The following is a 26,502-nucleotide window of genomic DNA, read 5'->3' on the forward strand; positions in this document are numbered from 1 at the left end:
CGGGTCCTTCAGATCGATGACTGAACATTGTTTTGTGTATTGAAATTGGACACGCCATTCAATAAAGCACAGGCCCCGCTCATTTTGCGACCTGATAGGGCGGAGGTGATATGGATTCATCAGAGGTGCCGTGAATTTCACGGTGCCTGACTGGGAAATATCAAAGACCTGTGTATAATCCGGTTGTCACGACTTGTAAGACCATAAATCCATGTTATACCGAACTGACCGACATTCACCTAATCACCCGAGCGTGACAAACGCATCGGTTTTTGTCGTGTTTGGTTGTCAACAGATCTGCGCCCACTTGTAACCGCGCTCATCTGAATTGAAGGGCGCAGAGCCTTTCAGATTTTTCTAAAACCATTTTATGAAACCCGAAAGGCTCAAAGTCTTTCGGGTTTTTTCGTTGTGCATGGCGAAAATTAAATGAAATCAGGAAAAAATTAGATGTGTATCCAGATTAATTAGACATAAAAAAAACGTTATCTATAGCGCTTTCTTTTGAAAAACAAATCGTTTTTCGAAATAGGGATGCTGCGATCAAAAATCCTGACATTAGAACGGGCGGCACCTGCACACCCTGTGAAAAGCGAACCATTCAATATTCGAGCGACGGGCATAATTTGTGTTCAACCAAAAAATATTTATTCTTGTCGACATCGGTGAGCAAACGCACCAAAACAAAAGGAATAGACGAAAAAGAATAAGACAAAAACACGAAAAAATAGCATCCATTGCCCTCTGGTCTAGTGGCAGGACACCTGACTTTGACTCAGGTAGCTGAGGTTCGAATCCTCGGAGGGCAGCCACTTTACGCACCAAACATTGCACAGTTGGCAGAATGTATATGCGCAGGACTGCAACTCCTGTTTACGCCGGTTAAATTCCGGCACTGTGCTCCACTGCGAATGGTTAAGCCAACTCTGAATAAATGCCCTTCCCCCGAGAGGTAACGGGAGCTCACAAATACGGGAAAGGTTCTGAAGACAATACTTGATATCCTGACAAATGACTCAATAACCCCACTCACATCCTTTCCGACCACAAAGAATCAATCACAAAATTTAATTTAGCTGGAGGCTTAATAATCGCTCCGTCGCATCTGAGCGACAAACGAAAACCGAGTCTGTGTTTGATATCGCTCCCCCGCACGTAACACTACGGACGGGAAGTCCGGATGATTCGGTGCATCGGGAAAGCCCTGTGTTTCCAGACACAAGCCACTGCGTTTCGGATAGGCCAGCCCCCCTTTCCCGCGCTCAGTGCCGTCGAGGAAATTCCCGCTGTAAAACTGCATACCGGGTTGATCAGTCGCAACAATCAGTTTGCGGCCACTGGCCGGATGGAATACTTCCCCAACCCGGCGAAGCCCTTGATTTGCATGATTCAGTACATAGTTATGGTCGAAGCCGCCGCCGTAAGTCAGTTGGGTATGTGGCTTATGAATACAATCTTTGATTAAAACAGGCTCGCGCAAGTCAAAAGGTGTACCAGTGACGCTCATCAGTTGGCCTGTGGGTATTAAACCGGCATCCACTTCCGAAATGTAATCCGCGTCTATCTGAACCAGGTGGTCGGTCATGGGCTGCGACAGTTGACCGGACAAATTGAAATAGCTGTGCTGGGTAAGGTTGACGATGGTATCGGCATCGGATGTCGCACCATAGGTTATGGTCAACTCACCCTCGTCGGACAACTCATAACGCACCGTGACCTGCAGCCGCCCCGGATAACCCTGATCACCATCGGCACTGTCGAGACTGAATTCGATGCAACTCTCGCTGTGCCACTGCGCTTGCCACAGTCGTTTATCAAAACCAACCTCGCCACCATGCAAGTGATTCTTACCATTATTGGTGGCCAATTGGTAAGTCTGACCATTCAACTCAAACCGACCTTGCGCAAGGCGATTGCCAAAGCGTCCGATAACCGCACCAAAATAAGTGGTCGAGTTTTCATAACCGCTCACTTCATCATACCCCAATACGATATCGGCTATGTGACCAGAGGCACCCGGAACCATCCACTCGTGAATAACCGCACCAAAGTCCAGCAGCGCTATGCGAATATTTGCGCGTGTCGCGAGTTCGTAACGGGTGACGGGCAAACCATCGCGTGTGACGCCAAAAGGGCTTTCTCTGTTCATCGGTAAGGCTCCAGAAAGAGGGATGAAAAATCAGGGGCTGATGTTCTATTAAACGCGAGAAAGCCAAGCGAGCGATAACACAATTGCCTCAAATATATGGACTATTCCACCGACCTGACATCTATGGCGCCGTTCGGTTCGGGCCACGAAACAAAAAACCACAACGCAAAAAAAAGTGAGCGTGTTGCCACGCTCACTCAAGAGTTATATTGCTTAGCGATAGTCCGCTGTTGGCTCAACTGACCTTCAGTTGACGGCTTTCGTAGCGGGCTTTCAACAGGAAGTAGCCCACACCGGTGATCAAAGAACCGGCAGCAATAGCAGCCACATACAGAGCAACGTGCGTGATCGCATTTGGAATAAACAGAACGAATATCCCACCGTGCGGTGCCAGTAACTCAGCGTTCACCAACATAGACAGTGCACCGGTGACCGCGCCACCCAACATCGCCACAGGGATAACACGCAATGGATCTTTCGCCGCGAAGGGAATAGCGCCTTCCGAGATAAAACACAAACCAAGGATAAACGACGCGCGTCCTGCTTCGTGCTCAGCGTCGGTAAAGTATTTTTTACCGAGGAACGTCGCAATACCCATACCTATCGCCGGGGTCATACCCGCCGCCATGACGGCAGCCATCGGTGCGTAGGTTTGCGTGGCCAATAAACCCACACCAAAGGTGTAAGCTGCTTTGTTCACAGGACCACCTAAGTCAAAACACATCATCGCACCCAGCAATAAGCCAAGACCGACGGCGTTCGCTGATCCCATACCGGTCAACCAATCGGTCAGCGCATTCATGATCGCCGCAACCGGACCACCGACAATATAAATCATCACTAAGCCCGTCACCAAGGTCGCCACCAATGGAATAATCAGGATCGGCTTCAGGGCTTCCATGGTCTTCGGTAAGGAAACTTTTTCAGCCAGGAATTTAGCGCTGTAACCGGCAAGGAAACCCGCTGCGATACCGCCCAGAAAACCCGCACCAATAGAACTGGCCAACATACCGCCGACTAAGCCGGGCGCCAGTCCAGGACGGTCGGCAATGGAAAATGCGATGTAACCGGCCAGTACTGGAATCATCAGTGCAAAGGCAGAACCACCACCAATCTGCATTAACGCAGCGGCCAAAGTACCTTCGGTTTTGAATGCTTCAATCCCGAAGATAAATGACAACGCAATGATCAAGCCGCCGGCAACGACCACCGGTAACATAAATGACACACCGGTCATCAAATGCTTGTAGGCGCCCGTTTTTTCTTTCTTGAACGATTGCACCGCGTCGTCTGTTTTGGCGCCTTCAACCTTGGCGCTTTCAATCGCCTGAGCGATGACGTCGTCCGACTTTTTTAACGCATTACCCGTGCTGGTACGGTAGATCCGCTTTCCGGCAAACTGAGCGGCATCCACTTCGATGTCGACCGCCAGAATGACCAGATCAGCCTGGTCCACGTCAGCTTCGGTCAATTTGTTTTCGGCACCAATGGACCCCCGGGTTTCCACTTTAATTTGATGCCCTTTCGCTTGCGCAGCCGTTTTCAATGCTTCCGCGGCCATAAAGGTGTGCGCGACCCCGGTTGGGCACGCGGTTACTGCGACGATCTTTAACGCGTTCATCTGAGTTACCTCATTGTCTTTTGTTATTGTTGGTTCGTATTTGGGGTGAATGCTGCCTCGATATTGGCGTCACATCCGGTTTTCAATTTCACTGCTATGAACAACCCTGTTCAGCTTCCCTTCGCAATTTTTATCGCCAGGCTTACGCCAGTGATTCCAATGCCATGCGTTCGATACCAACAGCGCTTTGCAACTCCATTAATCGCTCCGTGCTGCGTATACCCACGCCAATCTGTTCAACCGCGTGCGCAGAAATCGCCGCCGCACAGGTTAATGTTAATGAAGTGCTCTTATTTTTTGCGAGCCCATAAGCCAATCCGGCGACCAGACTGTCACCGGCACCAACCGTACTGACCATGGTCACGGTCGGTGGCATTACGCTGTATATGTCATTAGCGCCGTACCAACGGAAACCATTCTTACCGTCCGACACCACCACCTCTTGCACACCCAATGCGCGCAATTGAATGGCCGCCATCATTTCATCGTTCATATCGAGAATCGGTCGCCCCAACCATTGAGCCAATTCTTCGCGGTTTGGTTTCACTACGGTCGGCCCTGCTTTCACGGCTTCGGCAAACGCTTCTCCGCTGGTATCCAAAATCGTTAAACAACCAAAGGCTTTTACTTCCCGGATCAGGTCGGTATACAACGACGGCGAAACACCACGGGGTAGACTTCCTGCCAGCACAATGACGCGGAATTGTTCAGCCAAACCAAACAGGGTTTGCCGGAAGCGCGCCAACGCGGTTGAGCTGACCTCCAAGCCCGGTAGGTTAATATCCGTGGTTCGATGTGAGCCTTCGGTTAGCTTAACGTTGATTCGGGTATGCCCCTGTTCACGGCAAAACTCGTTACGGATGTGTTGGTCACGACACAGATCCACAAAGGGTTGCTCATTGCCCGCGCCCAAAATACCGGTGGCGGTGACGTGCATATTCAGATCACTGAGTACGCGCGCCACGTTGATGCCCTTACCCGCGGCGTGCAACGTTCCCGCGTTGGCAATATTCACTTCACCTAGATGGATTTCATCGGTATCCACGGTTAAATCCAGCGCGGGGTTCAGGGTCACGGTTAAAATAGCGTTATGTTTCATGCGACGACTCCTACACCGTCCAATGCCCGGATAGCGTCGCTGCTTTCAGCGGCCAGGGCGTTCTGCGCTAGCAATGTGGCGTCGCTGCTGCTGACGCTGCGGATCTTGGCTTTGATGACCGGTATGGCCGTCTGCGACATACTCAATTCTTTCACGCCCATGCCCAGCAGAATCACCGCCGCCAGAGGGTCCGCCGCCAATTCACCGCACACGCCAACCCAAATGTTGTTGCGTTGTGCCGCATCGACGGTCGTTTTTATCAACCGTAAAATGGCGGGGTGCAGAGAGTCGGCCTGTTTCGACAACACAGGATGACCACGATCCACCGCCATGGTGTATTGCGTGAGGTCGTTGGTACCGACCGAGAAGAAGTCGAGTTCTTTGGCAAAAACATCGGCCATTAACGCCGCGCTGGGTACTTCAATCATCATGCCCAGTTCGAGCGTGATGCCAGGGTATTCTTGCGCGACGTCGTTATAAATCGCTTTAATGGCGCGCCATTCTGCAATGTCAGAAATCATTGGGAACATTACCCGCAGCAAGCCATGGTCAGCCGCTTCAAATAACGCCCGCAACTGACGTTTCAGCATGTCCGGGTACAGCAATGACAGACGGGCACCGCGCACACCCAGGAACGGGTTTTCTTCGTGCGGCATGGCCAAGTAGGGCAGCGGTTTATCACCCCCTACATCGAGCGTACGTACGATCAGCGGTTGACTGTCTGTTTCCATGGCATTCAGTGCGGCTTTGTATTCCGCTAGCTGTTGCGCATGAGTGGGCTCTTGCGTGTGGGCCATAAACAGAAATTCTGAACGGAAAAGCCCCACCCCTTCGGAGCCGAGTTCCAGACTCGCGGCAACCTGTTTCGACGAAGATATGTTCGCGACCACTTCAATGCTGACACCATCGGTCGTCACGGCAGGCAATGCGCGTTCTGCATATGCTTTTTCGTAGGCAGCACGTCGTTTGGCTTGCTCTTCGCGTAAATCGTCGAGTTCACGTTCGCTGCCCACCAACTGCAGATATCGATTATCGCAATCCACCACCAGCGGGGTTCCGTCGGCGATGGTCAACACAATGTCCCCACAACCGACCAGCAACGGAATGCCAGCGGCCCGTGCCAGAATGGCAGCGTGCGAGGTAACTCCGCCCTTCGCTGTGACAATCGCCTGTACAATTGCAGGATCAAACTTCACAACATCGGACGGATTAATTTCATCGGCGATCAGAATATGCGGGCTGGATTCCGACGCCTGTTCCTGTTGACCGGTGAGGATCAGCATTAGTTGATAGCCGAGATCACGATAGTCACTTGCGCGCTCCGCCAGCAATTCATCCGAATGCTGCTCCAGAGAAGACGCAATTCGCTCAACCGCGAAGGTCCAGGACCACTCTGCCGATTTACCGGTAGCGATCATGTCCAAGGTGGCGTCGACAAATTCCGGATCGTCCAATAGCTCGGCGTGCATCGATAAAATCTGCACTTTCGATTCGTTGGTTTCATTCTGCAATGTGCTGTTAATCTGATTGTTCAGGACCACCAATGCATCTTTGAAACGCTGCGCATCGGCTGCGCGGTTGTCACTGTTTTCGACCACATCAAAGGCGACACGGCGCTGCGTTTTAACTGTACCTAGTGCCATGCCGGGCGCCCCACACAAGCCGGTGATTTTATCATTCACTCGGGCTTGCTGTTGTTTGGGCTCCATGGGCGCAACGTCCATCTCAACATGGAGATTTGTGACAGGAACAACCGGATCGCCCAGGCCTTCCGACACAGCTGTACTCAGCTGGCGCAGTACCTGTTGTGGGTCGTCACACGCCGCGACGGTGAAACGCATCAAGTGCCCGTGAGAAAATCCGAGACCGATCAAACGTGCGACGCTGGTGCCCAAAACGGCGCCACCGTTGCCATCAAGATTCTCAACCCAAACCTCGGCCGACATGCTTTTAATTAATTTGGCCAAATGCGAGGCCGGGCGAGCATGCAAGCCCTGTTCAATGGGCAACCGCAATTCAATGGACTCGCCTTCCAGCGCATCCATTTTCAGCAAGCGCAGCAAACCACTTGCGGTTTTTTCGGTTTTCAGTGCCGCTAACTTGCCGTCGCGGCGGAGTTGTAACAGCCGGTCATACAGCGGCTTATGTGTTTCGCCACTGGTGGTTAACGACAGTAAAATATCGAACCCGGATTCACCTTCCGCCAGGGTTTTAGCACTGGTCACAATGGCCAAGGCTGTTTTCGGGTTTTGGGTTTGAATGGTGTTGATCCAAATGCCCTCTCCGAAATCCAACGGTTCGGCATCGAGTAATTCGTTTCGTTGCGCAGCGGAACAATAGTCACCGGCATACAGAATACCGGCCGCCAACGACACCGCTTCGGACACCAGCTGAATGTCCAAACCGGTTCGCACCAGACTTTCGTTCATCTCAAGGGACGGTGTGAACTGCTCGCCTTTTAAAATACTCAGCACTTCGGCAACGTCGGGCGTTGCATGCAGACGGGCGGAAAGATCATCGTTGGTAATAACGTGTGTCAGCTGACGCAGAATGGCCAGATGCTCATCGGATTTAGCCGCGATACCAATTGCTGTGTAAACGATCTGCCCATCACCCCAGTCAATACCGTTGGCAAAACGCAGCACTTTAACGCCGGTCTTGAGCACCTGATCTTTGGTTTCGGGGGTTCCGTGAGGAATCGCAATACCATTGCCGAGATACGTGGAGGTTTGGGTTTCGCGGACTTGCATACCAGCTTCGTAGCCGGGCGCTACCATGCCATCGGCCACCATATCGGCAATGATCTGTGAAATAGCGGCGGTCTTGTCGAGCGCGGTGGCGTCGAGCCTGACATCGGTGGGTTTGAGTTCCAACATGGGCACCTGCCTGTTTTTGTAATGTTGCTGTATCGATTTAGCAAGCATACTGAATCCATTTAGCAAAAAACTCAAACGCTAATTTGTAACAAAGCGTTGCGTTTGTTATCTGCATTGATCCAGCGCACACTAACTTACTGATTTCCAATAAAATCAGCGTAGTTTAAAAAAATGATCGATTGTCTTGCTGAATGGATTCAGTACTATTAAATGCCCGAAACACGCTGACACTGAGATAGAAAAACCATGGCAACCCCTCTGAATCTGGACGACATCGCAAAGCTGGCGGGTGTGTCTAAAACAACTGTAAGCAGTGTCTTGAACGGCAAAGCGGACAAATACCGGATCAGTAAAGCCACCCAGGCCAAGGTCATGGCCGTTGTTGAACAGCACAATTACCAACCTAACCATTCCGCCGCTGCGTTAAGACGGGGTAAGAGCCAATCGGTCGGGTTTATCGTGCCAGACTTTGAAAACCGCAGTTACCTGCGCATTGCCTCGCGGCTGGAAAAACTGGCGCGGGCAAATGGCTATCAACTGATCATTGCCTCGTCGGATGACAAACCGAAGAGCGAGTTGCAAGCAGCACAAATGTTACTGGCGCGCGGCGTTGATGCCCTGCTGGTGTCATCGTGCCTGGACGACTTCCGCCCCTACCGGGAATTTCTGGCCGCCGGGACACCGATCATCGCGCTCGACCGCGCCATGCCAGAGGGCTTTTCCAATGTCATTAGTGATGATCGTCAGGGCGCGCGCATTCTGACACAATCGCTGGCACTGGCTGGTCTGCCGCGCGTTTGCCTGATTGGCGCCATGCGCGATCTGGAAATCAGTCAACTGCGTGAAGCGGGGTTCCACGACGCGTTAACGGAGCTCCCCTCGGTCAATTCGGAATGTTACTACGGCGACCACTTCGACGCGGCCAGTGGCGCGGCAGCGTTTCAACAGGCCATTTCAGCGCATCAGGGTTTGCCACCCGCTATCGTCTGCACGTCGTACAGTTTACTCGAAGGGGTGATTGAAACATTACAGCGGGATTACCGCGAGGTGTTCTCCCAGCAACCGGCCCCTATTCAATTGGCGACATTCGGTAACAGCCGCCTGCTCGATTTCCTGCCGCTTCCGGTGAAGTCACTGCCGCAGCAGTATGAACAGATCGCTGAGTCGGCCTGGATGCTGGTGCAGCAAGCGGTGGAAAACCACTATCAGCCGCAGAAAATAGTCATACGCCGCAAACTGATTCAAGACCGCCGGTAACCAACCCCATGACTCGGCTAAGACCTTTAATCGGCATTACCCTCGACCACGAACCGGCTGGCGGATACGCAACTACGCCCTGGTATGCGCTGCGCGAAAACTACTGTGCCGTACTTCAACGCTTGGGTGCCGACGTGATTGCGCTACCCTACCAACCTGAGCGTGCGAGCCGTTTTGCCGAGCTCTGTGATGGCTTGGTCATAACCGGCGGTGGCTTCGACATCAACCCGGCGCTGTTCACCAATGAACCGGTGCACGCCAGCGTACAACTGAAACCCGCCCGGACTCAGGCCGAAACCGAATTGTTGTCTGCCTTTCTGGCGCAAGACAAACCAGTGCTGGGCATTTGCGGTGGCGAACAATTGATGGCGGCCCATTTGGGCGCCCGCTTGCATCAGCACATACCGGACGCAGTCGCCAACGCTTTGGAGCATGCACCAATGGGCTCCGTCGCCAATCCCGTCGGCCAGCAAGCGGCCCACCTTGTAAACATCGTGCCAAACTCCTTATTGGCGACATTGACCGGCGAAACGCAAGGCACTGTGAACAGCTCCCATCATCAGGCGGTGAGCGAACTTTCGAATACCAGCGATTTGGTTATAAATGCCACCGCGCCAGACGGCGTGATTGAAGGCATAGAACACCCCGGTTACCGCTTTTGCCTGGGTGTACAATGGCACCCGGAATTCGAATTAACGCCGATGGATACCGCCATTTTGAGTGGATTCCTGCGCGCTTGCTGCTAACGCCAGCATTGTTGCGCCACCCGGAAAAAGTTCCCGCCTAAGATGGCGGCACAATCTTCTTGCGAATACGCACGCTGCTTTAATTCCGTCATTAACGACGTCAATTGGGTTGGCGCACAGGCCTCAATATCACCCAATCCGGTAAAATAACCGGCGGTTTTCGGCCACCAATAAGTGCGATCCAACCCTTCAGGCCCTTCCGGCCGTTCTGCCGGATACATGTAGTCCAAACCGATACCGATATGCGCAACGCCGACCCGGTCACGCAGATAATCAATCTGGTCGGCCAACAATGCAGCCGTCACCTCCGGCACCCCATAAAACCGATTGATGCCCGATAAGCCGATTACACCACCGGTGGCTGCGCACGCATCAATCTGTGCATCGGAAACACAGCGGCCGTGGTCATGTAGGGCTTTGATATTGGTGTGGCTGAAACACACCGGCGTGCTGGCAATGCGCATCATGTCCAGGGTGCTTGGTTCACTCATGTGAGAGCCGTCGAGCATGATACCGGCGTCTTCAAGCGCCAATACCACTTCGCACCCCAACGCCGTTAAACCCTGCGGCGAATCGTGGCAGCCACCGGCAATGCTGTTATTACGGTTGTAAGCTAGGTGCATTTGCCGCACGCCCAAGCGTTGAAACTGCATCACCATCTCGGGGCGGTTCTGCAGCATGATCGCCCCCTCCAGGTCGAACGCAACGGCCAGCTTGCCCTGTTCTGCCGCACGCGGAATATCGTCAACCGTTTCCGCAAAACACAACAAAGGGTGCTGTTCAATCTGATGCCGGAAATGCGCGATAAACCGCAAAATATCCGCCACCGGATTAAAATCCATACCCACATTCACGCTGACAAAATCCACACCGGCCTGTTGATGCAGCAGCAACGCCGCCACATTGGTATCATCCAGTAAAGGTAAACAGGTGTGCGCGTCCCACACCAGGCATTGATCGATCATATTGGGTTTCTCACGTCAGCAAGCCATCGATTGCATTTTCAGCCTAACCCAATGAGTATTGAAGCTCGTTTCACAGCCGTCAATGGCATACCATGCTTCTACCGATATTCACTTGCGCCGACAAGCGCGTTTCGATAGTCCCAATTAAAAAGGAGATGGCAATATGGAATATTGGAAATTCATTCGACAAAAGGTCGGTGCTGCCCGGGTAATTATTCCCGGTGTCGATGTCGCCATTGTCGAAAACAATAAACTGCTTCTGGTTCAGAGTCAGGACAATAGCCATTGGTTTTTACCCGGTGGTCTGCAGGAATTAGGCGAGACTGTTTTCGATACCGGCGAACGAGAAGTTAAGGAAGAACTGGGTATAAATATTAAGGCAACCCAATTGGTATCTGTGTATTCCGGACCCAATTGGGTTCGGCGCTACGCCAATGGCGATGAACTGCAATCACTTACTTTTTTAGTCCGCGCCGATCACAGTGCCGCCGCCAATGACACAATCGTGATCGACCCCGCGGAAATCATGAACGTCGGCTGGTTTGCATTGGACGATTTACCCACTAACATGCACGACTATGCACTTGCCATGACCAAAGACATTCAACAGTTTCGCGGCGAAACCTTCATGCGTTAAGCCATAAAAAGGAACACAAAACATGTTTAGTACCGAATTTTTATTGACGTCGTTGGTAGTGGTTCTCATACCCGGCACTGGTGTTTTATACACGCTGTCTACAGGTTTGTTTATCAGCGCACGCGCCAGCCTTGCCGCTGCATTGGGTTGTACGCTGGGTATCGTCCCTTCGCTGTTAGCCAGCGTCTTTGGTCTGGCTGTACTTTTCCACACCAGTGCACTGGCGTTCCAGTTATTAAAATACGCAGGCGTTGTGTATTTGCTGTATCTGGCGTGGCAAACCTGGAAACACAGCGGCGCGTTGTCTGTCTCTGCGCAGGCCGAGCAACAAGGGCTGTTCAGTGTCGCGTTCAAAGGCTTTCTGATAAACATACTCAACCCCAAGCTGACACTCTTCTTTTTGGCCTTTCTGCCCCAGTTCCTGACGAACGACACCGCTTTAGCCACCCAGCAAATGCTTAACCTTGGCATGGTGTTTATGCTGATGACATTTGTCGTGTTTGTACTGTACGGCTTGCTCGCCAACACATTCCGCACGTATGTGATTCAGTCACCGATGGTCAGCCAACGTATGCAACAAGTCTTCGCCGGCTGTTTCGCCTCGTTAGCCGCCAAACTGGCTTTGACGGATCGTTAACCCTTTATCTATTAAGGTGGGCTGACGCAAGCGACAGCCCCGTTTGCAACAAGCGAATGTGCCGTGAGCCCTACTTGGTTCGCATGTTCCATTCGTGAAGAAGGCCAAACGGTTCTTTATTCCAAAGCTGAACTACAGAAAAACCGGAAAAAGCAAAACGATCTAACTCGTTTACCTTGCCGAGTGCGTGCTCCACCCCAATTAAATTATTCAGGTAATCACACCCTTAAATTTCGCTCACCGAACCGCTTTTGGAGAGATTATGGAATTTAAAGACTATTACAAAATTTTAGGCGTTAAACCCGATGCCGACGCGAAGACCATTAAAACGGCTTACCGAAAACTGGCGCAAAAATATCACCCGGACATGAACCCGGATAAGGCCGCCGAAGCAAAATTCAGGGACATCGCCGAAGCGTATCAGGTGCTGAAAAACGAGCAGCGCCGCGCCGAGTTTGACGAACTGCGCCAATACGGCAGCCGCACATCGGGAGATTTCAGGCCACCGCCTGGCTGGCAGGGTGCACGCGATTTTCAGTTTTCACAGGAAGGCTCATCAGCCGACTTTTCGGATTTTTTCAATTCTATTTTTGGCAATCAAGGAGGCTTCTCACAGGCTGAATTTCGTCAGGCGTCGAATGAACGGCGAGGTCAGGATGTTGAAATTGAGCTGCCTGTTTTTTTGGAAGAAACGTTAAGCGCGTTTCAGAAAACAGTGGAATACACGCTGCAGGTGCGTGAAAACGGTCAGGTAAAACCGCTGAAAAAACACCTGAACGTGAAAATCCCGCAAGGTGTCAGCGAAGGGCAGCGTATTCGCCTCGCCGGTCAGGGAGCACCGGGCATGAACAACGGTGCCCCGGGCGACCTTTACCTGCATATCCGGTTGGTACCGCATCCTCTGTTTGACGTCAGTGGTCACAACATTTTAATTACCGTGCCGCTGGCGCCATGGGAAGCAGCCCTGGGGACCAAGGTCACCGTGCCAACGCTGAATGGCAAAGTGAACCTGACCATTCCGGCCGGCACCCAAACCGGTAAAAAATTCCGCATGAAAGGCAAAGGCTTAACATCGTCCACGGTGACCGGTGACCTGATCGCCATCGCCAAAGTCGTGATGCCTGCCAAACCCAATGCCCAGAGTGCGGAACATTGGCGGGCACTGGCGGCCAGTGAAAGCTTCAATCCACGCCGGGAATGGGAGGTGTCGTCATGACTGAACATGTCAACAGCATCACCTTGACCGACCTTTGCCGGATCGAAGGTATTCGCCGCGACGCGGTCACCGCGATTGTGGAATACGGTATCGTCAAACCACAGGGTAACGTCACGCAGGAATGGTTATTTGAGTCGGGCAGCGTGTACTGGATTAAAAAAGCAACGCGGCTGCAGATGGATCTGGAATTGGACTGGCTCGCCGTGGCAATGGTGATTGACCTGCTGAAACAGAAAGACGCGCTGGAAGCGGAAAATCAACGCATCAACCGATTATTGCAGCGGTTTATGAATGACATGGAATGAAGCGTGCCGTTCTGAACAACTATTCTGAACAAAAGAAGAACAAAAGGTGCGCGAACGGCGGGAATTTTTTTCCGCCGAGTTCAAAAACATTCCGCTTAAACGTTCAGTAGCTCATAGTGCGGTCCGTCTATAAACGCGCGTTTGCCCAGACGTTTTCGTTTGGCGACGTAATCGGCCACCAAGTCTTCAGGGGCGTCGGTCGATGCGGTGAACGGAATATCCCAGCTGCCCCCCCAGCGCAGCGACACATCGAGCTCTTGTGCGGCAAACCGCACCGCTTCGGCAATCTGATAGATCGGCACCCATTCCCAACGCAGCTTACCGTTGATATACGGTACCAGGTCAACCGCTAACCCGTCTATATGCTTTGAATTCAACGTGGTACTGGCGCCTTTCTTGACCAGCTCTTTCTGTTCTTCGAGTGTCCGCAAGCCATCGTGCACGGAGAAGTCGACCGAGGTGAGTTCAATCGCTCGTTTGACGACCGCGACGAGCGAATCATCCACGCCGCGCAATTCCTGAAGAGATTTCTTACCCAATACGTATGCCATGTGGTGCTCCTTCAGTGGGTTACTGCTTCATTTCCAATCCGCCGCAACAACGCAACCACTCATATGCATACGAGACTGAATTCACCGTAATGTACGAATGGGCATAGCGCAAGAATTCCTGCCCACAAAAAAGCCCGGTGATTACCGGGCAAAACTCCTGACCATGAATGACTCAGAGGCAGTTACAAACGTGTTATTCGAATCCAATTCAGGTTCCAACCGCCCTGCTGGGCAAACACACCCAAGCTGTAAGTACCGGCGTTTACGTGCACGGTATGCGCAACGGTCGTCCATTGCTGCCAGCCACCTGTGGCGGGAACGCTGCGCTGCCCTAATTGAATGGCACCGGCGTTTAAATCCAGTGACAACTGCGAACCATTGATGCTGGCGACCCGGTATTCGACCTTGTAGTCGCCAGTTACCGGAAAGTTTATATTGGCATAGGCCATCCAATCGCCTGCGTCGATCCAACCGACGTTCTGGCCGCCACCGGTATCAGTGGTATTTTCCAACTGCACACCACTCATGTTGCTGTACGTTTCGGCCTGAATAACCACGGGGTCGGTTCCCGGCGTTGAACTTTCACAACGGGACGCCGGTACGGGTTCCCAGAAATAGGTGCTGATGGTCGGCGTATACCCGGGATTGTCGTATTCGGCGACGTAATAACCGCCTTCAAAACTGACCAGATCACCAGCCACGTAATACTGCCCCGCCACCCAAGCCGGGCACTGAACCGGATCGGTAGGGTCCGTCGGCGAACCTCCGATCACATCGTGAATGGCCGACAATAAACTGTTGCTGCCCTGGGCGTCGTGTGACATTTCCCAGATCATCACACCACTGCCCTGCGCCAGCGCCAATTCGGTTTTGCTTTTTATGGTGGGAATGCCGTTATACGTGATATAGCTGCAACCAGCGCAGGCGGTTCCGATAACATCACCTTGTGCAGCACCGGCACCAAACTGATTCACGATGTCGGCAAAGCTATAGTCACTGGCGTAGCTGCCAAAACCGTAACCGTAAAATGGCACGCCCAAGACCAGCTTGTCTTTACTGAGACCACGGCTTTGCCAGGTTTGAATATGGGACACCGCTTGTTGATAGGTAGAATGCTCTACGCCGGGCGTTCCCCAACTTGGGCCAATGGCGTCGTAACTCATCAGCGTGACAAAATCGAAATAAGGCAACGACGAAGTCGGTACCATTCCGCCGACGTACGTTGCCGTGGCCGCCGTCACCAACTTATTGGCGGGTAAGGCATTACGCAGCGCCTGGATAAACGGGGTATAATGGCCGTTGTTGTCGATACTGGTTAACAACGCGCCTTCTATATCGACATCGATACCGTCCAGATTATGCTGGGCGACAAAATCCGCCAAACGGCTGACCACCAACGCTCGGGAATTTGCCAACAGATTTTGCCAATCCCCGGAACACGCAGGAATAACACCACCGCCCAAAGACGCAAGCACCTTAACGCCGGCGTTATGCGCTTTCTGAACCACGTAACCGATGTCCGCGGCGGACAAGCCACTCATACAGGTGGGTGTCGAACCGTTCGCAAAAACACCCGCGGCATTCGGGTTCAGAAAACTCAAATTGATGTGCGTGAGTTTGGAGAGATCCGTCGCATCGGTGATGGCAACCACGTTTTTATACGCTGGGATATACCCCACGACTTTTGTGTCCGCCAGCGATGTCTGCGCACCGAACAGGGATGCCATCACCAAACCTAACCCGAGCGACTGCCGCACCCGGGTGACAACGGAATTTCGATTTAACTTCATAAACTGGGACTCCTCATTTTTATTGTTTTTATCCGTGCGAACCCTGGCCATTTGGCTTGCCAGTACATCCTGTCTGCAGCAGACCATTCTTTTCGCGAACATTCTTTATCAACCACCGGCACATAACCGACAGCAAAATGTAAGCGATTACATTCTTAAGCCTGAGCATCTTTACTGAGGAAGGGCATGACACGCAAACGCTGTTGCTGTAATTGCGACGTACATCTATAAAAAGTGAACGATTGGATTCAAACCAAAACACCAATGCAAGAAGATTGGACAGACACCGAATACCCAATCGCTTTGACAAGCCAGACTTAGAGCAGAGAGATTTGGAAACCCGTTACGCGCCTCGGACCCAACCGATACTCAGCAGGTACCGATTACCGGAGATCACTTTGGTGACAGAATGTTCACACACATCTGGTCTGAAAAACTTAATTCGGCGATTACTATAAATAGGCGACGAACAAATAAACTCACCACCTGATTTCGCTTTTTTCAAAATAACATTGAGCCGATAGTGTCTACCGCTGTCGACCTTATCGGTATGCGGTGGCACCTCACACCCTTCGGGAAATTTCAGCAAATACACATCAAATTTAATAGGCCATATTGCCCCCACCAACAACATTTTCTCATAGCCTGTTTTCTGTCGGCCTTTTTGCCACTTGAATAGTTGACGTAGGATGCTCATTGTATCTTCAAAACCCTTGCACTTTTTAACGACTCAACGCGACAGCTCAAGCTCACACATTGCGTTAAGGCACCTCTGAATAATTGCTATCTACCTCAGCGGGTGAAGAAATGCGCAAAATTCGAGGCAAGTTCTGCAGGCAATATTCATTATCTTGGCAAAGAACTTAACAACGAAATTTGTCATTTCAGCCCCGCCCTCCGGGTCCTCCAGATCCATGGCTGAGCTTTGTTGTGTGTTTTGAAAAGGACTCGCCATTCCCTGCAACACACGCCTCGCCCATCCTTCGATCTGATAGGACTGAGGTGATTTGAATTAATCAGAGCTGCCTTAAATATCGTTTTTTTATCGTGCACAATATTGCGCAAATACATAGCGATAGCAATGAATAGCATTTCGGTTTTTTCTGATAGCGAATTCACAGCGACGTGCGTCACGCTGTTGTTAAGTCGCGCTTCTTGCGTATACATTTTGAATACCGTGACCGAATATCATGATCGACGCTAGCATATTAATATTTTTTTTGTTCAGGGTCGCACCAGCCCGACGATTCAGGCATGGTACTAAACAATCCTAGCCGCCGCCACAAACGACTGATCACACTTCTCAATTTCGTCTTCGACAGGTCGTTCGCGACGGCCTTCCCTGGCCGGCTCACTTGTTCACGCATCCCTGCTTGAACAACCTGTGAGACGCAAATTGCTTCGCGTGGTCGTTTGAAAGGCGGAGAAAACCGCGGCAAGAGCTACTTTCTCGATAGATACAACCAACCTCTAAATTCTATGTACCAAGGACTGGTGTAAATAACTGTATCGTCGCATCTGCTTTGGCTGACATGACAGACACATCGCAACGGGTTCAAGGGCATGGATGCCCTTGTAAGCGCCGCGCGTGCAGGGACGCACGCTCAAGCGACCGTTCGAAGAAAGTGTCTGGCAGAGCAGGAAAACCAAAGCTGGCGACAAAGGGGGGTGCAAGGGGATCTCCCCTTGGAAAGAAAGACCCTTCGAGCGACACTTTTGTCATGAACCAGGCCCGAATCGTCGGACCTGTGTAACCTTTAACGAAAACTATCGTCTAATGAAACCATGTCGCCTACCGCAAACGAACCCAAACCCATATTAAAATTCAGCACTAAAACCGATTCCATCACCTGTAGTGAAACGTAACCCTGCGCACAATACCCAGTGAACCCCCTTCGCCCTTTATTGCATCAGGTTTTAAACCGGCTGACTAAGGCCGCCAGCTCATCCGCGATGCTGAGCAATTCCCCTGTTGTGCGCGTTACGTCTTCGGTATTACCCAGAGATGTTTCACCCAGGTCTTGAATGGTGCTGACGCTGGTTTCAATACCTTGCACGGCTTCTTTTTGTTGTCCGGCCAGCGAGTCGATGGCATCGCTGAGGGATTTAATGTCAGTCACGACGGAACGGATATTTTCCAGTTCACCGGCGGTGTCCTTAACCAAGCCAATGCTCACGGTGGCGTTCTCGTTGGACTTCTGTACCTGGTGCACAGCCGACTCGGCGGCCTTCTGCAAACCTTCAATTTTCTGTTGTATGTCGATCGTCGCTTGTTGCGTGCGGGCAGATAAGCTGCGCACTTCATCGGCGACCACGGCAAACCCTCTGCCCTGCTCCCCGGCGCGGGCTGCTTCAATCGCTGCGTTTAATGCCAACAGGCTGGTTTGCTCGGCAATGCCATCAATCGTCGACAAAATCTGAGAAATACTTTCGATTTCATTCGACAGCGATTGAATGGACCCCACCGATTGCTCAGACTGTTCACCCAAACTCACCATTTCCTGTTCGCAGCGTAAGGTGGTTTCCCGGCCATTTGCGGTTGCTTCCGAAACGCGTGTCATACCGTTCTGCGCACCGGTACTATGTTCCACAATATCCGCATTCGATTGTGCAAACTGCGACATCACCTGCACAATATTGGTGGTCAGTTGCTGTTGGTGATGTACAGTGTCGCTGCTGCTCTGGGCAAACCCAGCCAACCGTTCAGAGACTGCTTTTAACGCCAAAGCTGACGCCACTACTTTTTCGACAACGTCGTGAATGTTGTTCACGAAACTGTTAAACGACACAGACAACTCACCGATTTCATCGTTACGCGATGCGCTGTCCAAGTGCACGCTTAAGTCACCGTCGCCTTCGGCAATATTCTTGAATGACAGCATCAGCGTTTTTATTGGGTTCAGAATCATACGCGATACCACGATGCCCAAACCGTACGACAAGACGATGGCAATCACCAATACGATCAACGCATACATCAGTGCGCCGCGCAGAATCCGGTCAACTTCGGCGAACACTTCGCTTTGTGACATTTCCACCACAATGGCCCAGTGGTTGTCTTTAATGGTGACCGGACCCACCGCACTTAATACCGAGTCGCCGGTGTAGTTCACCTCCGTACTGACGGTGGTCGCCCCCTCCCGAGAGTTATTCACGTGTGGGGTATCAATCTGCAGCAGACCCACGCTGTTTCCGCGTTCACTCATCGCCTGCAATTGCGGCTGTTGCCCAACAGATGTCAACGTGTCGAGCAAGCCAGAGGCATTTTCCAACCAAAAACGGGATTGCGAACGCAGGGTGTTGTCCGCCCCCACCAAATAGGCTTCGCCAGTTACGCCTAACCCCAGCTGCGACCATTGCTGACTGTTGGTCATAACCTGCGTTAAGCGCGCATTGCTCAGTTGCACCACCAACGTACCCAACCGTTTTTCCAACGCGACGATCGGCGTCGCAATAAAGGCGACCGGTTGCGCAAATGCCGGAGCGTAGCTTGCGTAATCTGACAGTTGGGTTTCACCCATGGCCAGCGCCCTAGACAGTTGCCAGATCTCCCCCAGGGCGGAGTCGGCAAACGGACCGTCGACCAACGACGTGGCGTAATCGATATTCTTTTCAACGGAATACACCACGCGCCCCTGCTCGTCGATCAAATACACATCGACAAACTCAAACTGGTCGCGAACCTGCTTTAAAATGGGATGAAATTCAGAATGATACACCTCGTAGCGCGCTGTGAATTTGCCTTCTTTCGCCGCGAACATCAGCTCACTTTTTCCGCCGATGGCGTTTTCGTTACGCGCAATATAGCGAGCTTGGTGAAACACGGCGGCATCGTCCAGTTGCGCTGCATAACCCGCGGCCTGATCGGCCGTAAAGGCATTGTCGTTACTGCGGTAGAAATCGGTGAAGGCTCCGGTGTAAAACGCGGTCAGGTCTTGGGTAAAACTTTCATCAATTTTGGGCGTCAGTGAAAAACCCGAAGTGAAATTTTCCATCGCGGTGACTGTGGCGGGGTTTTCCGCGGTATAGGTCACCACCTTAAAGGTGTTCGCAAAATAGCTTTCAACACGCTCTTTCTGTACTTCGCGCAAGGCAACCAACCGGTTCTCGACCGACCCCGACACCAGATTGCGCACCTCCCCATTGGTGCGCAGGCCTACCGTGAGTACCGCAAAAAACAGCGTGGCAATCGCCACCATCACAATAGACACCAAGAGCTTACTTCGTAACGACATTACTTCGCCCCTTAAACCGTTAAAAATAGGTGACTTGCCGTTCTGTATCGGCGAGGAAAGCGTTTTAATGATTAATATCTGGCCTTTTTCGCGCCCGCTCTGTTTCAGGTTAGTTGAAATTCGCCCAAAGGCTAAACAGAGCACATGCCAGGCGCTTCACTTGGCCTTTTAGTGCGGGCACTGCGCGGTCTGCTATGCCTGTCTGCAAATGACGACACCCTAACTTATTGTTTTTATTAGAAAAATTTCTCAGCCCCGTATAAGTGTCGCTCATTTGCGACAAATCGACCCATTTGACGGGCCTTGATATCGAAAAACGCGCCTGCAGCCCTTACCACACAAGCCTTTTAAAAAACTGGCACAGCATTTGACTATATCCCCCTGAGCTCCCTGACGAGCCAAACCCATTTTTAACCAAACGAGAGAACCATTATGAATAAATATATCTTGATAACAGCGATTGGCGCCGTTTACACCACAGCATTTGCGGCAGACATGTCAGCAGCGGATCTGAAGTTCGATACCATCGACGCCAACCTCGACGGCGTCATCAGCCTGGAAGAAGCCACACCTTACGCAGACCTTATCGCATCATTTACAGCATTGGATCTGGACGCAGACGGTCAACTGTCAGAAGTTGAGTTCGCGGCGAAAGACGCTGACAACGACGGTGTTTTATCCACCGAAGAGCTGAGCATGTTAACTGTGCACGCTGAATAAGAAAAAAAAGCAGGTATACTCCAGCGCAAATGACTGGCGTATACCTGACCAAGGTTGAGCATCACGCTGCCCGACAACGCAACACAAAGCTCACCATCTTCTCAAGAACTTATGACTCTACGCATGCAATTGCCGTCCCTTCGGCATCTTATTCTGCTTGGCTTTTTCGTATCGTTGATCCCACTGTCGCTGCTGCTGTGGCAAAGCAATGCGATTCAGCGTCAGGTCAGTACCTCGTCTATTGCCTTTACCAACAATTCCATTAACACCGTCCGGCTAGCGGTAGAAACGGACAACCTCCTGATAGATATCGAGCGGGGCATCCGCCAGTATCTGATTCTGAACAGCGACCCGCTCATTGATTTGGCCCGTACCAATATCGACAAGTACGAATCCCTGCTGGACGACCTATGTACGCTAAACAACACCCAACTTGCGGAATTCTGTACGCAACAGACGCAAGACATCGCCACCTTGTCGCGTACCTTTACCACTCGCCAACAAGATGTACTGAACACCGAATTTCAAACATTAAAAAAACGCCAGACAAACATGATGCAAACGCTCTGGTTGTTCTTGGATGACGCCACACAAGAACAACAAACCTACGTGTCGCGGCAGCAAACCCGAGCAAACACCTGGTTATTGGTCATTGCATTCGTGACATTTTGCCTGGTGGTCATCTTGAGCAGACGTTTGGCTGCGCCGGTAAAACAACTCGACGAAAAAATAAACGCCATCGGTACCGGGCATAAACGCGAGACGGAAAAAACCGACAGTTTCTCTGGTCCGAAGGAGTTTCGCCATATTTTTGCTAAGTTGGTTTGGCTGGATGCGCGACTGCAGCAACTGGAAGCAACCCGACAATCCATTTTGCGGCATGCATCACACGAATTTAAAACCCCGTTGTCCAGTATTCTGGAAAGCTGCTCGATCCTGAACGATGAATTGACTGGCCCGCTCACACCACAACAGCGCGAAGTTATTACCCTGCTCGAAGAAAGCACCCTTCGCTTACAGGATCTCACCGAACAATTGCTGGACTACAACCGATTTTTACAGCAGCAAAAACCCAATATCACCGACGTAAACCCGAGTGCGTTATTGGCGCAGATAGCAGGCGACCATGAACTGTTGTTGCGCAAGCGCCAACAGCAACTCACGGTGGATTGCGCCCTGAATGAGATACAAACGGATAACACATTATTTACACGCATCGTTGAAAATTTGCTGAGCAATGCTCAGGCTTATGGTGAACAGGCAGGTAGAATTCGCATCCACTTTTACCAACAGGGTTCAACGTTGATTTTAAGCGTCGCCAACACCGGCCCACGCATTGCGACCGCGCATCTGGCGCATTTACTGGAGCCATTTTACCGGGCCGATGTGCCCCGCCATGACTCATTACGTGGCAACGGCTTGGGACTGTCCATCGTCAATGACTGCGCACGTTTACTCGGCGGGCATGTTGAGCTGGGCAACGATGACAACTTTGACTTTATGGCGCGCGTGACCCTACCTATTTATCAGGAAACGCAGTGAAAAATATTTTTGTTTTAGTATTGGTCAGCGTCGGGTTCTCAGCTTGCGCTAACCTCCCCGGCACCCACAACACTGCCCGCACAGCCGAGCCGACGCCGGCCGACCGCACCGAAACCTCAACTGCTAAAACGGTGAAGGATCGCTGCGCCAATGCACAACCCACCCTTAAAGCTGACAAATGTCTGTTACCAGCCTGGCAGCATTACCTGATACACAGCCTGCAACTTGACGAGACACAACGACAACAGCAACTGGGCCAGTTGCAACATTCAAACACCGACACGCTGAAACGTTTGTTACTGCTCACCCACCCAGATGAACCTCTGCCAGTGCGCATTGAACACAACCGTCTTTTAGAGCAAGCCATTAACCAATACGACCCCGCGCTTCAAAGTTTTTTAACCTTGGTGGTGGCCTATAACCAAACCTTAATGACGCAAGATACGCGCGCGGATGCATCCTTGGCCACATTGAACGCCTTGTTGACCGAACTGAATGTAACCAAACAGGCACTGGACCAAGCGCAGCAGAAAATCGACGCCATTACCAACATTGAACAGCAACTGAATGCCGAAGAGTCACTGAGCCATGACAATGACCGCTAACCCGACGACCACCTCACAGCCGGCCAATCCAATGGCGGGCCAATGCCCAAAGGTGTTGCTGGTCGACGACGACACCAGTTTACTTCGGTTGCTTTCAATACGATTAACCAGTGAAGGCTACGACATACACGCCGCAACCAGTGTCGAAGCCGCCTTGCAGCAGTTGAGCAGCCAGGTGTTTTCGGCCGTACTCAGCGACTTACGCATGCCTGGCCAGGATGGCTTGTATTTACTTGACTACATCGCGAACAACCTGCCCACGTTGCCCGTTATTTTGATGTCTGCACACGGCTCCATTACCGAAGCGGTAGACGCCACCGAAAAAGGGGCGCTTGGGTTCATTACCAAACCCATTGACCACCAAAAACTCCGCACGGTCTTAAACAACGCTATCGCCCAAACCTCATCACACCCAACGCACGCCTGGCACCGAGACATAATTTTTCGCAGCACGGTAATGCAACGCCTTATCGAACAAACCGGTTTAGTGGCACCGCGAGACGTGAGCATCCTGATCACCGGCGCCAGCGGCACCGGCAAGGAGTTATTGGCCAAAGCCATTCACAAGGCCAGCCGACGGGCTGACAAACCCTTCATCGCCATTAACTGTGGTGCGTTGCCTGAACATTTACTGGAAAGTGAATTGTTCGGCCATAAAAAAGGCGCTTTTTCTGGCGCCGTCCGTGAGCACCCGGGTTTGTTTCGCGCTGCCGAAGGTGGCACCCTGTTCCTGGACGAGATAGGCGACATGCCTTTGCCACTGCAGGTGAAGCTACTGCGCGTGCTGCAGGAAAAAGCCATTCGCCCGGTCGGCGGCGTGGAAACCATTCCAGTAGACGTGCGAGTAGTGTCTGCGACCCACCGTGACCTGCCCGAGGCCATGAAAGAAGAAACCTTTCGCGAAGACCTCTACTACCGGCTGTGTGTGGTCAACCTGAGATTACCCAGTTTGAGTGAGCGGCCGGAAGATATTCCAATTCTGGCCCGACACCTGTTACAACAAAGCGCGGAAAAACACGGCATTAACGCCACACGTTTTGCCGACGACGCGTTACTGGCCATGACTCAAGCGCAATGGCAGGGCAACATACGACAGTTGGTCAACGTGGTGGAACAATGCGTCGCGTTAACCCAAACACCCGTCATCAGCTTGGCTCTGGTGAACCAGGCTATGCTGCAAACAACCAGCCATTGGCCGAGCTTAACCGAAGCCAAAGACGAGTTTGAGCGGCACTACCTTAACCGGGTATTGAAGATGACCGACGGCGTGGTATCGAAAGCAGCGGAAATCAGCGGCCGGAATCGAACAGATTTTTATAAGCTCTTAAAAAAACACCAGTTTAACGTACAGGATTTTAAGGGCACCTCTCGCCCGGAAATAGACTGATGTCCTGACGGCATCCTGTTATCGTAACCGGACCGACACAGCAGGAGCTCCTCCCAATGACGGACCAACTGATCTACTGGCCACTACCATTTCGCGGCAATTTTATCCGCCTAACGCTTGAACTCGCCGGTGTGGCCTATACCGATACCAACTTCCAGGACGTCATCACCTGGAAAAACCAGCCACCACAGGCCAAAGAATTGCCCGCCATGGCACCGCCCTACTTCATCGACGCCAGTAACGGCCTTGCCTACAGCCAACTGCCGATGATCATGCAACACCTCGCCGAAAGGCACAGCCTGTTGCCAGACAATGACTACCAACGGAAGCTGTGTTTGAAAATGATGTTGGACGCCAGTGACATCCTACTGGAAATTACCCGCCACCACGGTATGACCATGTGGCGTCAAGATGACTGGCATGACTTCCGCAGCCAGCGCCTGCCGTTGTGGATGCAGATATTCGAGCAAACGTACCTAAAGTACGGCCAGCCTGGCGCGCCGTTTTTCTTCGGTGACCGCCTCACACAAGCCGACATCGTCGTTTACGGCCTTTGGGGTACCATGACCACGCGCCTGCCGCAACTGCGTGCAGACCTAACACAACATGCCCCGGAAATGGCAAGACTGAGCGACCGCATAGCCGAACAAACGGCAATAGCGGCATTTGAAACCCGACAGCAACACGACATGGGCAGCCTGTATTGCGGCGGGGAAATTGAAAAGTCGCTTCGAGCAATGTTAAAAGGCGATGCGCATTGAGGGCGCTCAGCGGTTAAGACGCCGCTTGCATTAATGACAGTTGTCGCCACTGGCTCGGAGTCATGCCGGTTTGCTTTTTGAAATGGGTGTTGAAAACCGATTTAGAATTAAACCCGCTGGCGTAAAGGACGTCAGTGATCGACATACCGCAATTAGCGTCCTGTAGCAGGTCCTTGGCTTTGCCGATCCGCCAGTTGGCAATGTAATCCGAAAAATTGCACCCTAACCGATTGTTAATAAAGCTGGACAATTCCCGTCCCGGCACTCCGAGCTTACGTGCAACCTGAACCAATGTGAGGTTTGGATCAAGATATGGCTGATGTTCACGCATAAATTGGTCGAGCTGGTCACTCAGCTGCGTCCAATGTTCGTTATCTTGCTCTGGTAGCCTGTGCTCATTTTGCTGCGCTGGTGCAAAGCCTGATATCTCAGCTTCTTCATCGCTGAGCGTATTGCGCCGGTCAGACCCCAGAATCAAATCAATAATCAGCAGCGTCACAACCACATAAATCCACAAACCCATCACCGTCGTCACTACTTGCATGGCTTCAAATGCCTGAATATGCACCAGATAGGCACGTGAAATGTTGAGCAAGAGCTGAATACAATAAGCACCGGCAAATACTTTCAGTAGCCGGTAGCTGCTTTCCAGTGTGTTGGAACGCACTTGTTGGAGTGATTTGTGATGTCGATGAACCAGCCGCATCAGCAGAATGATCTGCACCACATAAATGAGGATGACCAGAGTCGACAACCAAGGCCAGTTGATAGGGTGGGTTTGCCAGCCACCTTCCCAATAGGCAATTTGCACATCACGCGGCTGCAAGTGATAGAAAAACAACGCAGCACCGCCCTTCAATAACACCGGCAGGCAATGAAACGCGTCATACCAATGCAAACGAAACTGTTCCATATAACTCCGACGGGCATATAGGTACACCAACCCCGGGAGCGCGGTTGCGAACATTTTGCCAATGTTGCCGAATTGTGGGTAATGCAGATATACCATCGTCTTTTCGAGCGCCATGTCGAATAAGACGATGGCAATCAGAAAAAACAATGTCGCCAGCGACCGCGAGTACACAGGGGCTTTTTCGCCTTTCAAAAACGCAAACACCGAACCGGCAACGGTAAGCTGCGCGGCTGCGACCACATAAACAATAATCTGAAGGCTGAAGTTACTGAAAAAATTCATTCGACTTTTCGTAAGACTGAGAAGCAGGCATAACCTGGGAGCGATTCGGTAAACCGTAAATATACACGGCAGAGGAAACGGCGACAATTTAAAACCTCACTATTACCAAACGATATATAGTCAGTCTTAAAAGAAATAACCGGAGTGCATCGCCTCGTTTAAAGCATCACCTTTGCGGGCGTCTACACCTCATTCTCATCATATTTTC

General features: G+C 51.7%; 21 protein-coding genes and 2 tRNA genes. 13 read left to right on the forward strand and 10 right to left on the reverse strand.

Features of this window, described 5'->3' with window-relative positions:
• Positions 1-738: 738 nt before the first annotated feature.
• Together IYN85_RS19860 and IYN85_RS19865 are read left to right on the forward strand one after the other, a co-directional pair.
• Positions 739-812, forward strand: a tRNA-Gln gene (locus tag IYN85_RS19860).
• An 18-nt stretch (positions 813-830) separates the two neighbouring features.
• Positions 831-905: transfer RNA gene (locus tag IYN85_RS19865), tRNA-Cys, on the forward strand.
• Between the two features lie 179 nt (positions 906-1,084).
• Here the strand turns inward: IYN85_RS19865 and IYN85_RS19870 are convergent.
• The 4 genes from IYN85_RS19870 to ptsP all read right to left on the reverse strand — a co-directional run bounded on the left by IYN85_RS19870 (position 1,085) and on the right by ptsP (position 7,793).
• Positions 1,085-2,149 carry an aldose epimerase family protein gene (locus IYN85_RS19870; protein ID WP_196160694.1) on the reverse strand — a complete coding sequence of 355 codons (1,065 nt, stop codon included), beginning with the start codon at positions 2,147-2,149 and terminating at the stop codon, positions 1,085-1,087.
• A gap of 235 nt (positions 2,150-2,384) precedes the next feature.
• On the reverse strand, positions 2,385-3,770 hold the full coding sequence (locus IYN85_RS19875; RefSeq protein WP_230390877.1) for a fructose-specific PTS transporter subunit EIIC: 1,386 nt from the start codon (positions 3,768-3,770) through the stop codon (positions 2,385-2,387).
• Between the two features lie 142 nt (positions 3,771-3,912).
• Positions 3,913-4,869, reverse strand: a complete 957-nt coding sequence (gene pfkB / locus IYN85_RS19880) for a 1-phosphofructokinase (RefSeq protein WP_196160695.1) — start codon at positions 4,867-4,869, stop codon at positions 3,913-3,915.
• Positions 4,866-7,793 carry a phosphoenolpyruvate--protein phosphotransferase gene (gene ptsP / locus IYN85_RS19885; RefSeq protein WP_196160696.1) on the reverse strand — a complete coding sequence of 976 codons (2,928 nt, stop codon included), beginning with the start codon at positions 7,791-7,793 and terminating at the stop codon, positions 4,866-4,868. Before ptsP ends, pfkB begins: the two co-directional genes overlap by 4 nt.
• A 198-nt stretch (positions 7,794-7,991) precedes the next feature.
• Here ptsP and cra point away from each other — a divergent pair, with 198 nt between their 5' ends.
• A complete protein-coding gene (cra, locus tag IYN85_RS19890) occupies positions 7,992-9,002 on the forward strand; it encodes a catabolite repressor/activator (RefSeq protein WP_230390878.1) in 1,011 nt (336 codons plus the stop codon).
• A gap of 8 nt (positions 9,003-9,010) precedes the next feature.
• Entirely contained in the window at positions 9,011-9,748 is a 738-nt protein-coding gene (locus tag IYN85_RS19895; protein ID WP_196160697.1) for a gamma-glutamyl-gamma-aminobutyrate hydrolase family protein, read from the forward strand.
• Here IYN85_RS19895 and IYN85_RS19900 read toward each other — a convergent pair.
• The gene (locus IYN85_RS19900; protein ID WP_196160698.1) at positions 9,745-10,713 is read right to left on the reverse strand and encodes a dipeptidase; all 969 of its coding nucleotides are present in this window, start codon (positions 10,711-10,713) and stop codon (positions 9,745-9,747) included. The genes IYN85_RS19895 and IYN85_RS19900 overlap by 4 nt on opposite strands.
• 163 nt (positions 10,714-10,876) lie before the next feature.
• Here IYN85_RS19900 and IYN85_RS19905 point away from each other — a divergent pair, with 163 nt between their 5' ends.
• The 4 genes from IYN85_RS19905 (at position 10,877) to IYN85_RS19920 (ending at position 13,508) form a co-directional block, all read left to right on the forward strand.
• On the forward strand, positions 10,877-11,350 hold the full coding sequence (locus IYN85_RS19905; RefSeq protein ID WP_196160699.1) for an NUDIX domain-containing protein: 474 nt from the start codon (positions 10,877-10,879) through the stop codon (positions 11,348-11,350).
• 22 nt (positions 11,351-11,372) lie between these two features.
• Positions 11,373-11,987 (forward strand): LysE family translocator, encoded by a 615-nt coding sequence (locus tag IYN85_RS19910; protein WP_196160700.1) that lies wholly within the window; start codon positions 11,373-11,375, stop codon positions 11,985-11,987.
• 262 nt (positions 11,988-12,249) lie between these two features.
• Positions 12,250-13,203 carry a DnaJ C-terminal domain-containing protein gene (locus tag IYN85_RS19915; protein WP_196160701.1) on the forward strand — a complete coding sequence of 318 codons (954 nt, stop codon included), beginning with the start codon at positions 12,250-12,252 and terminating at the stop codon, positions 13,201-13,203.
• A complete protein-coding gene (locus tag IYN85_RS19920) occupies positions 13,200-13,508 on the forward strand; it encodes a chaperone modulator CbpM (protein ID WP_196160702.1) in 309 nt (102 codons plus the stop codon). The genes IYN85_RS19915 and IYN85_RS19920 overlap by 4 nt, the downstream gene beginning before the upstream one ends.
• Before the next feature lie 95 nt (positions 13,509-13,603).
• Here IYN85_RS19920 and IYN85_RS19925 read toward each other — a convergent pair whose 3' ends face one another.
• The 4 genes from IYN85_RS19925 to IYN85_RS19940 all read right to left on the reverse strand — a co-directional run bounded on the left by IYN85_RS19925 (position 13,604) and on the right by IYN85_RS19940 (position 20,084).
• The gene (locus tag IYN85_RS19925) at positions 13,604-14,059 is read right to left on the reverse strand and encodes a M15 family metallopeptidase (protein ID WP_196160703.1); all 456 of its coding nucleotides are present in this window, start codon (positions 14,057-14,059) and stop codon (positions 13,604-13,606) included.
• A gap of 182 nt (positions 14,060-14,241) precedes the next feature.
• Positions 14,242-15,849 carry a carbohydrate-binding protein gene (locus tag IYN85_RS19930; protein ID WP_196160704.1) on the reverse strand — a complete coding sequence of 536 codons (1,608 nt, stop codon included), beginning with the start codon at positions 15,847-15,849 and terminating at the stop codon, positions 14,242-14,244.
• A gap of 343 nt (positions 15,850-16,192) precedes the next feature.
• Entirely contained in the window at positions 16,193-16,546 is a 354-nt protein-coding gene (locus tag IYN85_RS19935; protein WP_196160705.1) for a 2OG-Fe(II) oxygenase, read from the reverse strand.
• Between the two features lie 1,213 nt (positions 16,547-17,759).
• Positions 17,760-20,084, reverse strand: coding sequence for a methyl-accepting chemotaxis protein (locus IYN85_RS19940; RefSeq protein WP_196160706.1), 2,325 nt, complete (start codon positions 20,082-20,084; stop codon positions 17,760-17,762).
• Between the two features lie 432 nt (positions 20,085-20,516).
• Here IYN85_RS19940 and IYN85_RS19945 point away from each other — a divergent pair, with 432 nt between their 5' ends.
• The 5 genes from IYN85_RS19945 (at position 20,517) to IYN85_RS19965 (ending at position 25,099) form a co-directional block, all read left to right on the forward strand.
• Positions 20,517-20,804: an EF-hand domain-containing protein gene (locus tag IYN85_RS19945; protein ID WP_196160707.1), complete on the forward strand. Its 288-nt coding sequence runs from the start codon at positions 20,517-20,519 to the stop codon at positions 20,802-20,804.
• 123 nt (positions 20,805-20,927) lie between these two features.
• On the forward strand, positions 20,928-22,346 hold the full coding sequence (locus tag IYN85_RS19950) for a sensor histidine kinase KdpD (protein WP_196160708.1): 1,419 nt from the start codon (positions 20,928-20,930) through the stop codon (positions 22,344-22,346).
• Entirely contained in the window at positions 22,343-22,951 is a 609-nt protein-coding gene (locus IYN85_RS19955) for a hypothetical protein (RefSeq protein WP_196160709.1), read from the forward strand. Before IYN85_RS19950 ends, IYN85_RS19955 begins: the two co-directional genes overlap by 4 nt.
• Complete coding sequence (locus tag IYN85_RS19960) at positions 22,935-24,338, forward strand: sigma 54-interacting transcriptional regulator (RefSeq protein ID WP_370592233.1); 1,404 nt, start codon at positions 22,935-22,937, stop codon at positions 24,336-24,338. Before IYN85_RS19955 ends, IYN85_RS19960 begins: the two co-directional genes overlap by 17 nt.
• A gap of 56 nt (positions 24,339-24,394) precedes the next feature.
• On the forward strand, positions 24,395-25,099 hold the full coding sequence (locus IYN85_RS19965; protein ID WP_196160710.1) for a glutathione S-transferase family protein: 705 nt from the start codon (positions 24,395-24,397) through the stop codon (positions 25,097-25,099).
• A gap of 13 nt (positions 25,100-25,112) precedes the next feature.
• Here IYN85_RS19965 and IYN85_RS19970 read toward each other — a convergent pair whose 3' ends face one another.
• Positions 25,113-26,294 carry an AraC family transcriptional regulator gene (locus IYN85_RS19970; protein ID WP_196160711.1) on the reverse strand — a complete coding sequence of 394 codons (1,182 nt, stop codon included), beginning with the start codon at positions 26,292-26,294 and terminating at the stop codon, positions 25,113-25,115.
• Positions 26,295-26,502: the final 208 nt, after the last annotated feature.

Origin of the sequence: Reinekea sp. G2M2-21, from assembly GCF_015687175.1 — a bacterium.
Taxonomy (GTDB): Bacteria; Pseudomonadota; Gammaproteobacteria; order Pseudomonadales; family Natronospirillaceae; genus Reinekea.

Coding starts and splice junctions, on each gene's coding strand:
- IYN85_RS19930 (WP_196160704.1), bottom strand. CDS start 15,849: ATGAAGTTAAATCGAAATTCCGTTGTCACCCGGGTGCGGCAGTCGCTC.
- IYN85_RS19960 (WP_370592233.1), top strand. CDS start 22,935: ATGACAATGACCGCTAACCCGACGACCACCTCACAGCCGGCCAATCCA.
- IYN85_RS19870 (WP_196160694.1), bottom strand. CDS start 2,149: ATGAACAGAGAAAGCCCTTTTGGCGTCACACGCGATGGTTTGCCCGTC.
- IYN85_RS19900 (WP_196160698.1), bottom strand. CDS start 10,713: ATGATCGATCAATGCCTGGTGTGGGACGCGCACACCTGTTTACCTTTA.
- IYN85_RS19970 (WP_196160711.1), bottom strand. CDS start 26,294: ATGAATTTTTTCAGTAACTTCAGCCTTCAGATTATTGTTTATGTGGTC.
- IYN85_RS19915 (WP_196160701.1), top strand. CDS start 12,250: ATGGAATTTAAAGACTATTACAAAATTTTAGGCGTTAAACCCGATGCC.
- pfkB (WP_196160695.1), bottom strand. CDS start 4,869: ATGAAACATAACGCTATTTTAACCGTGACCCTGAACCCCGCGCTGGAT.
- IYN85_RS19935 (WP_196160705.1), bottom strand. CDS start 16,546: ATGAGCATCCTACGTCAACTATTCAAGTGGCAAAAAGGCCGACAGAAA.
- IYN85_RS19875 (WP_230390877.1), bottom strand. CDS start 3,770: ATGAACGCGTTAAAGATCGTCGCAGTAACCGCGTGCCCAACCGGGGTC.
- IYN85_RS19945 (WP_196160707.1), top strand. CDS start 20,517: ATGAATAAATATATCTTGATAACAGCGATTGGCGCCGTTTACACCACA.
- IYN85_RS19950 (WP_196160708.1), top strand. CDS start 20,928: ATGCAATTGCCGTCCCTTCGGCATCTTATTCTGCTTGGCTTTTTCGTA.
- IYN85_RS19920 (WP_196160702.1), top strand. CDS start 13,200: ATGACTGAACATGTCAACAGCATCACCTTGACCGACCTTTGCCGGATC.
- IYN85_RS19925 (WP_196160703.1), bottom strand. CDS start 14,059: ATGGCATACGTATTGGGTAAGAAATCTCTTCAGGAATTGCGCGGCGTG.
- IYN85_RS19905 (WP_196160699.1), top strand. CDS start 10,877: ATGGAATATTGGAAATTCATTCGACAAAAGGTCGGTGCTGCCCGGGTA.
- IYN85_RS19895 (WP_196160697.1), top strand. CDS start 9,011: ATGACTCGGCTAAGACCTTTAATCGGCATTACCCTCGACCACGAACCG.
- IYN85_RS19965 (WP_196160710.1), top strand. CDS start 24,395: ATGACGGACCAACTGATCTACTGGCCACTACCATTTCGCGGCAATTTT.
- cra (WP_230390878.1), top strand. CDS start 7,992: ATGGCAACCCCTCTGAATCTGGACGACATCGCAAAGCTGGCGGGTGTG.
- IYN85_RS19910 (WP_196160700.1), top strand. CDS start 11,373: ATGTTTAGTACCGAATTTTTATTGACGTCGTTGGTAGTGGTTCTCATA.
- ptsP (WP_196160696.1), bottom strand. CDS start 7,793: ATGCTTGCTAAATCGATACAGCAACATTACAAAAACAGGCAGGTGCCC.
- IYN85_RS19940 (WP_196160706.1), bottom strand. CDS start 20,084: ATGTCGTTACGAAGTAAGCTCTTGGTGTCTATTGTGATGGTGGCGATT.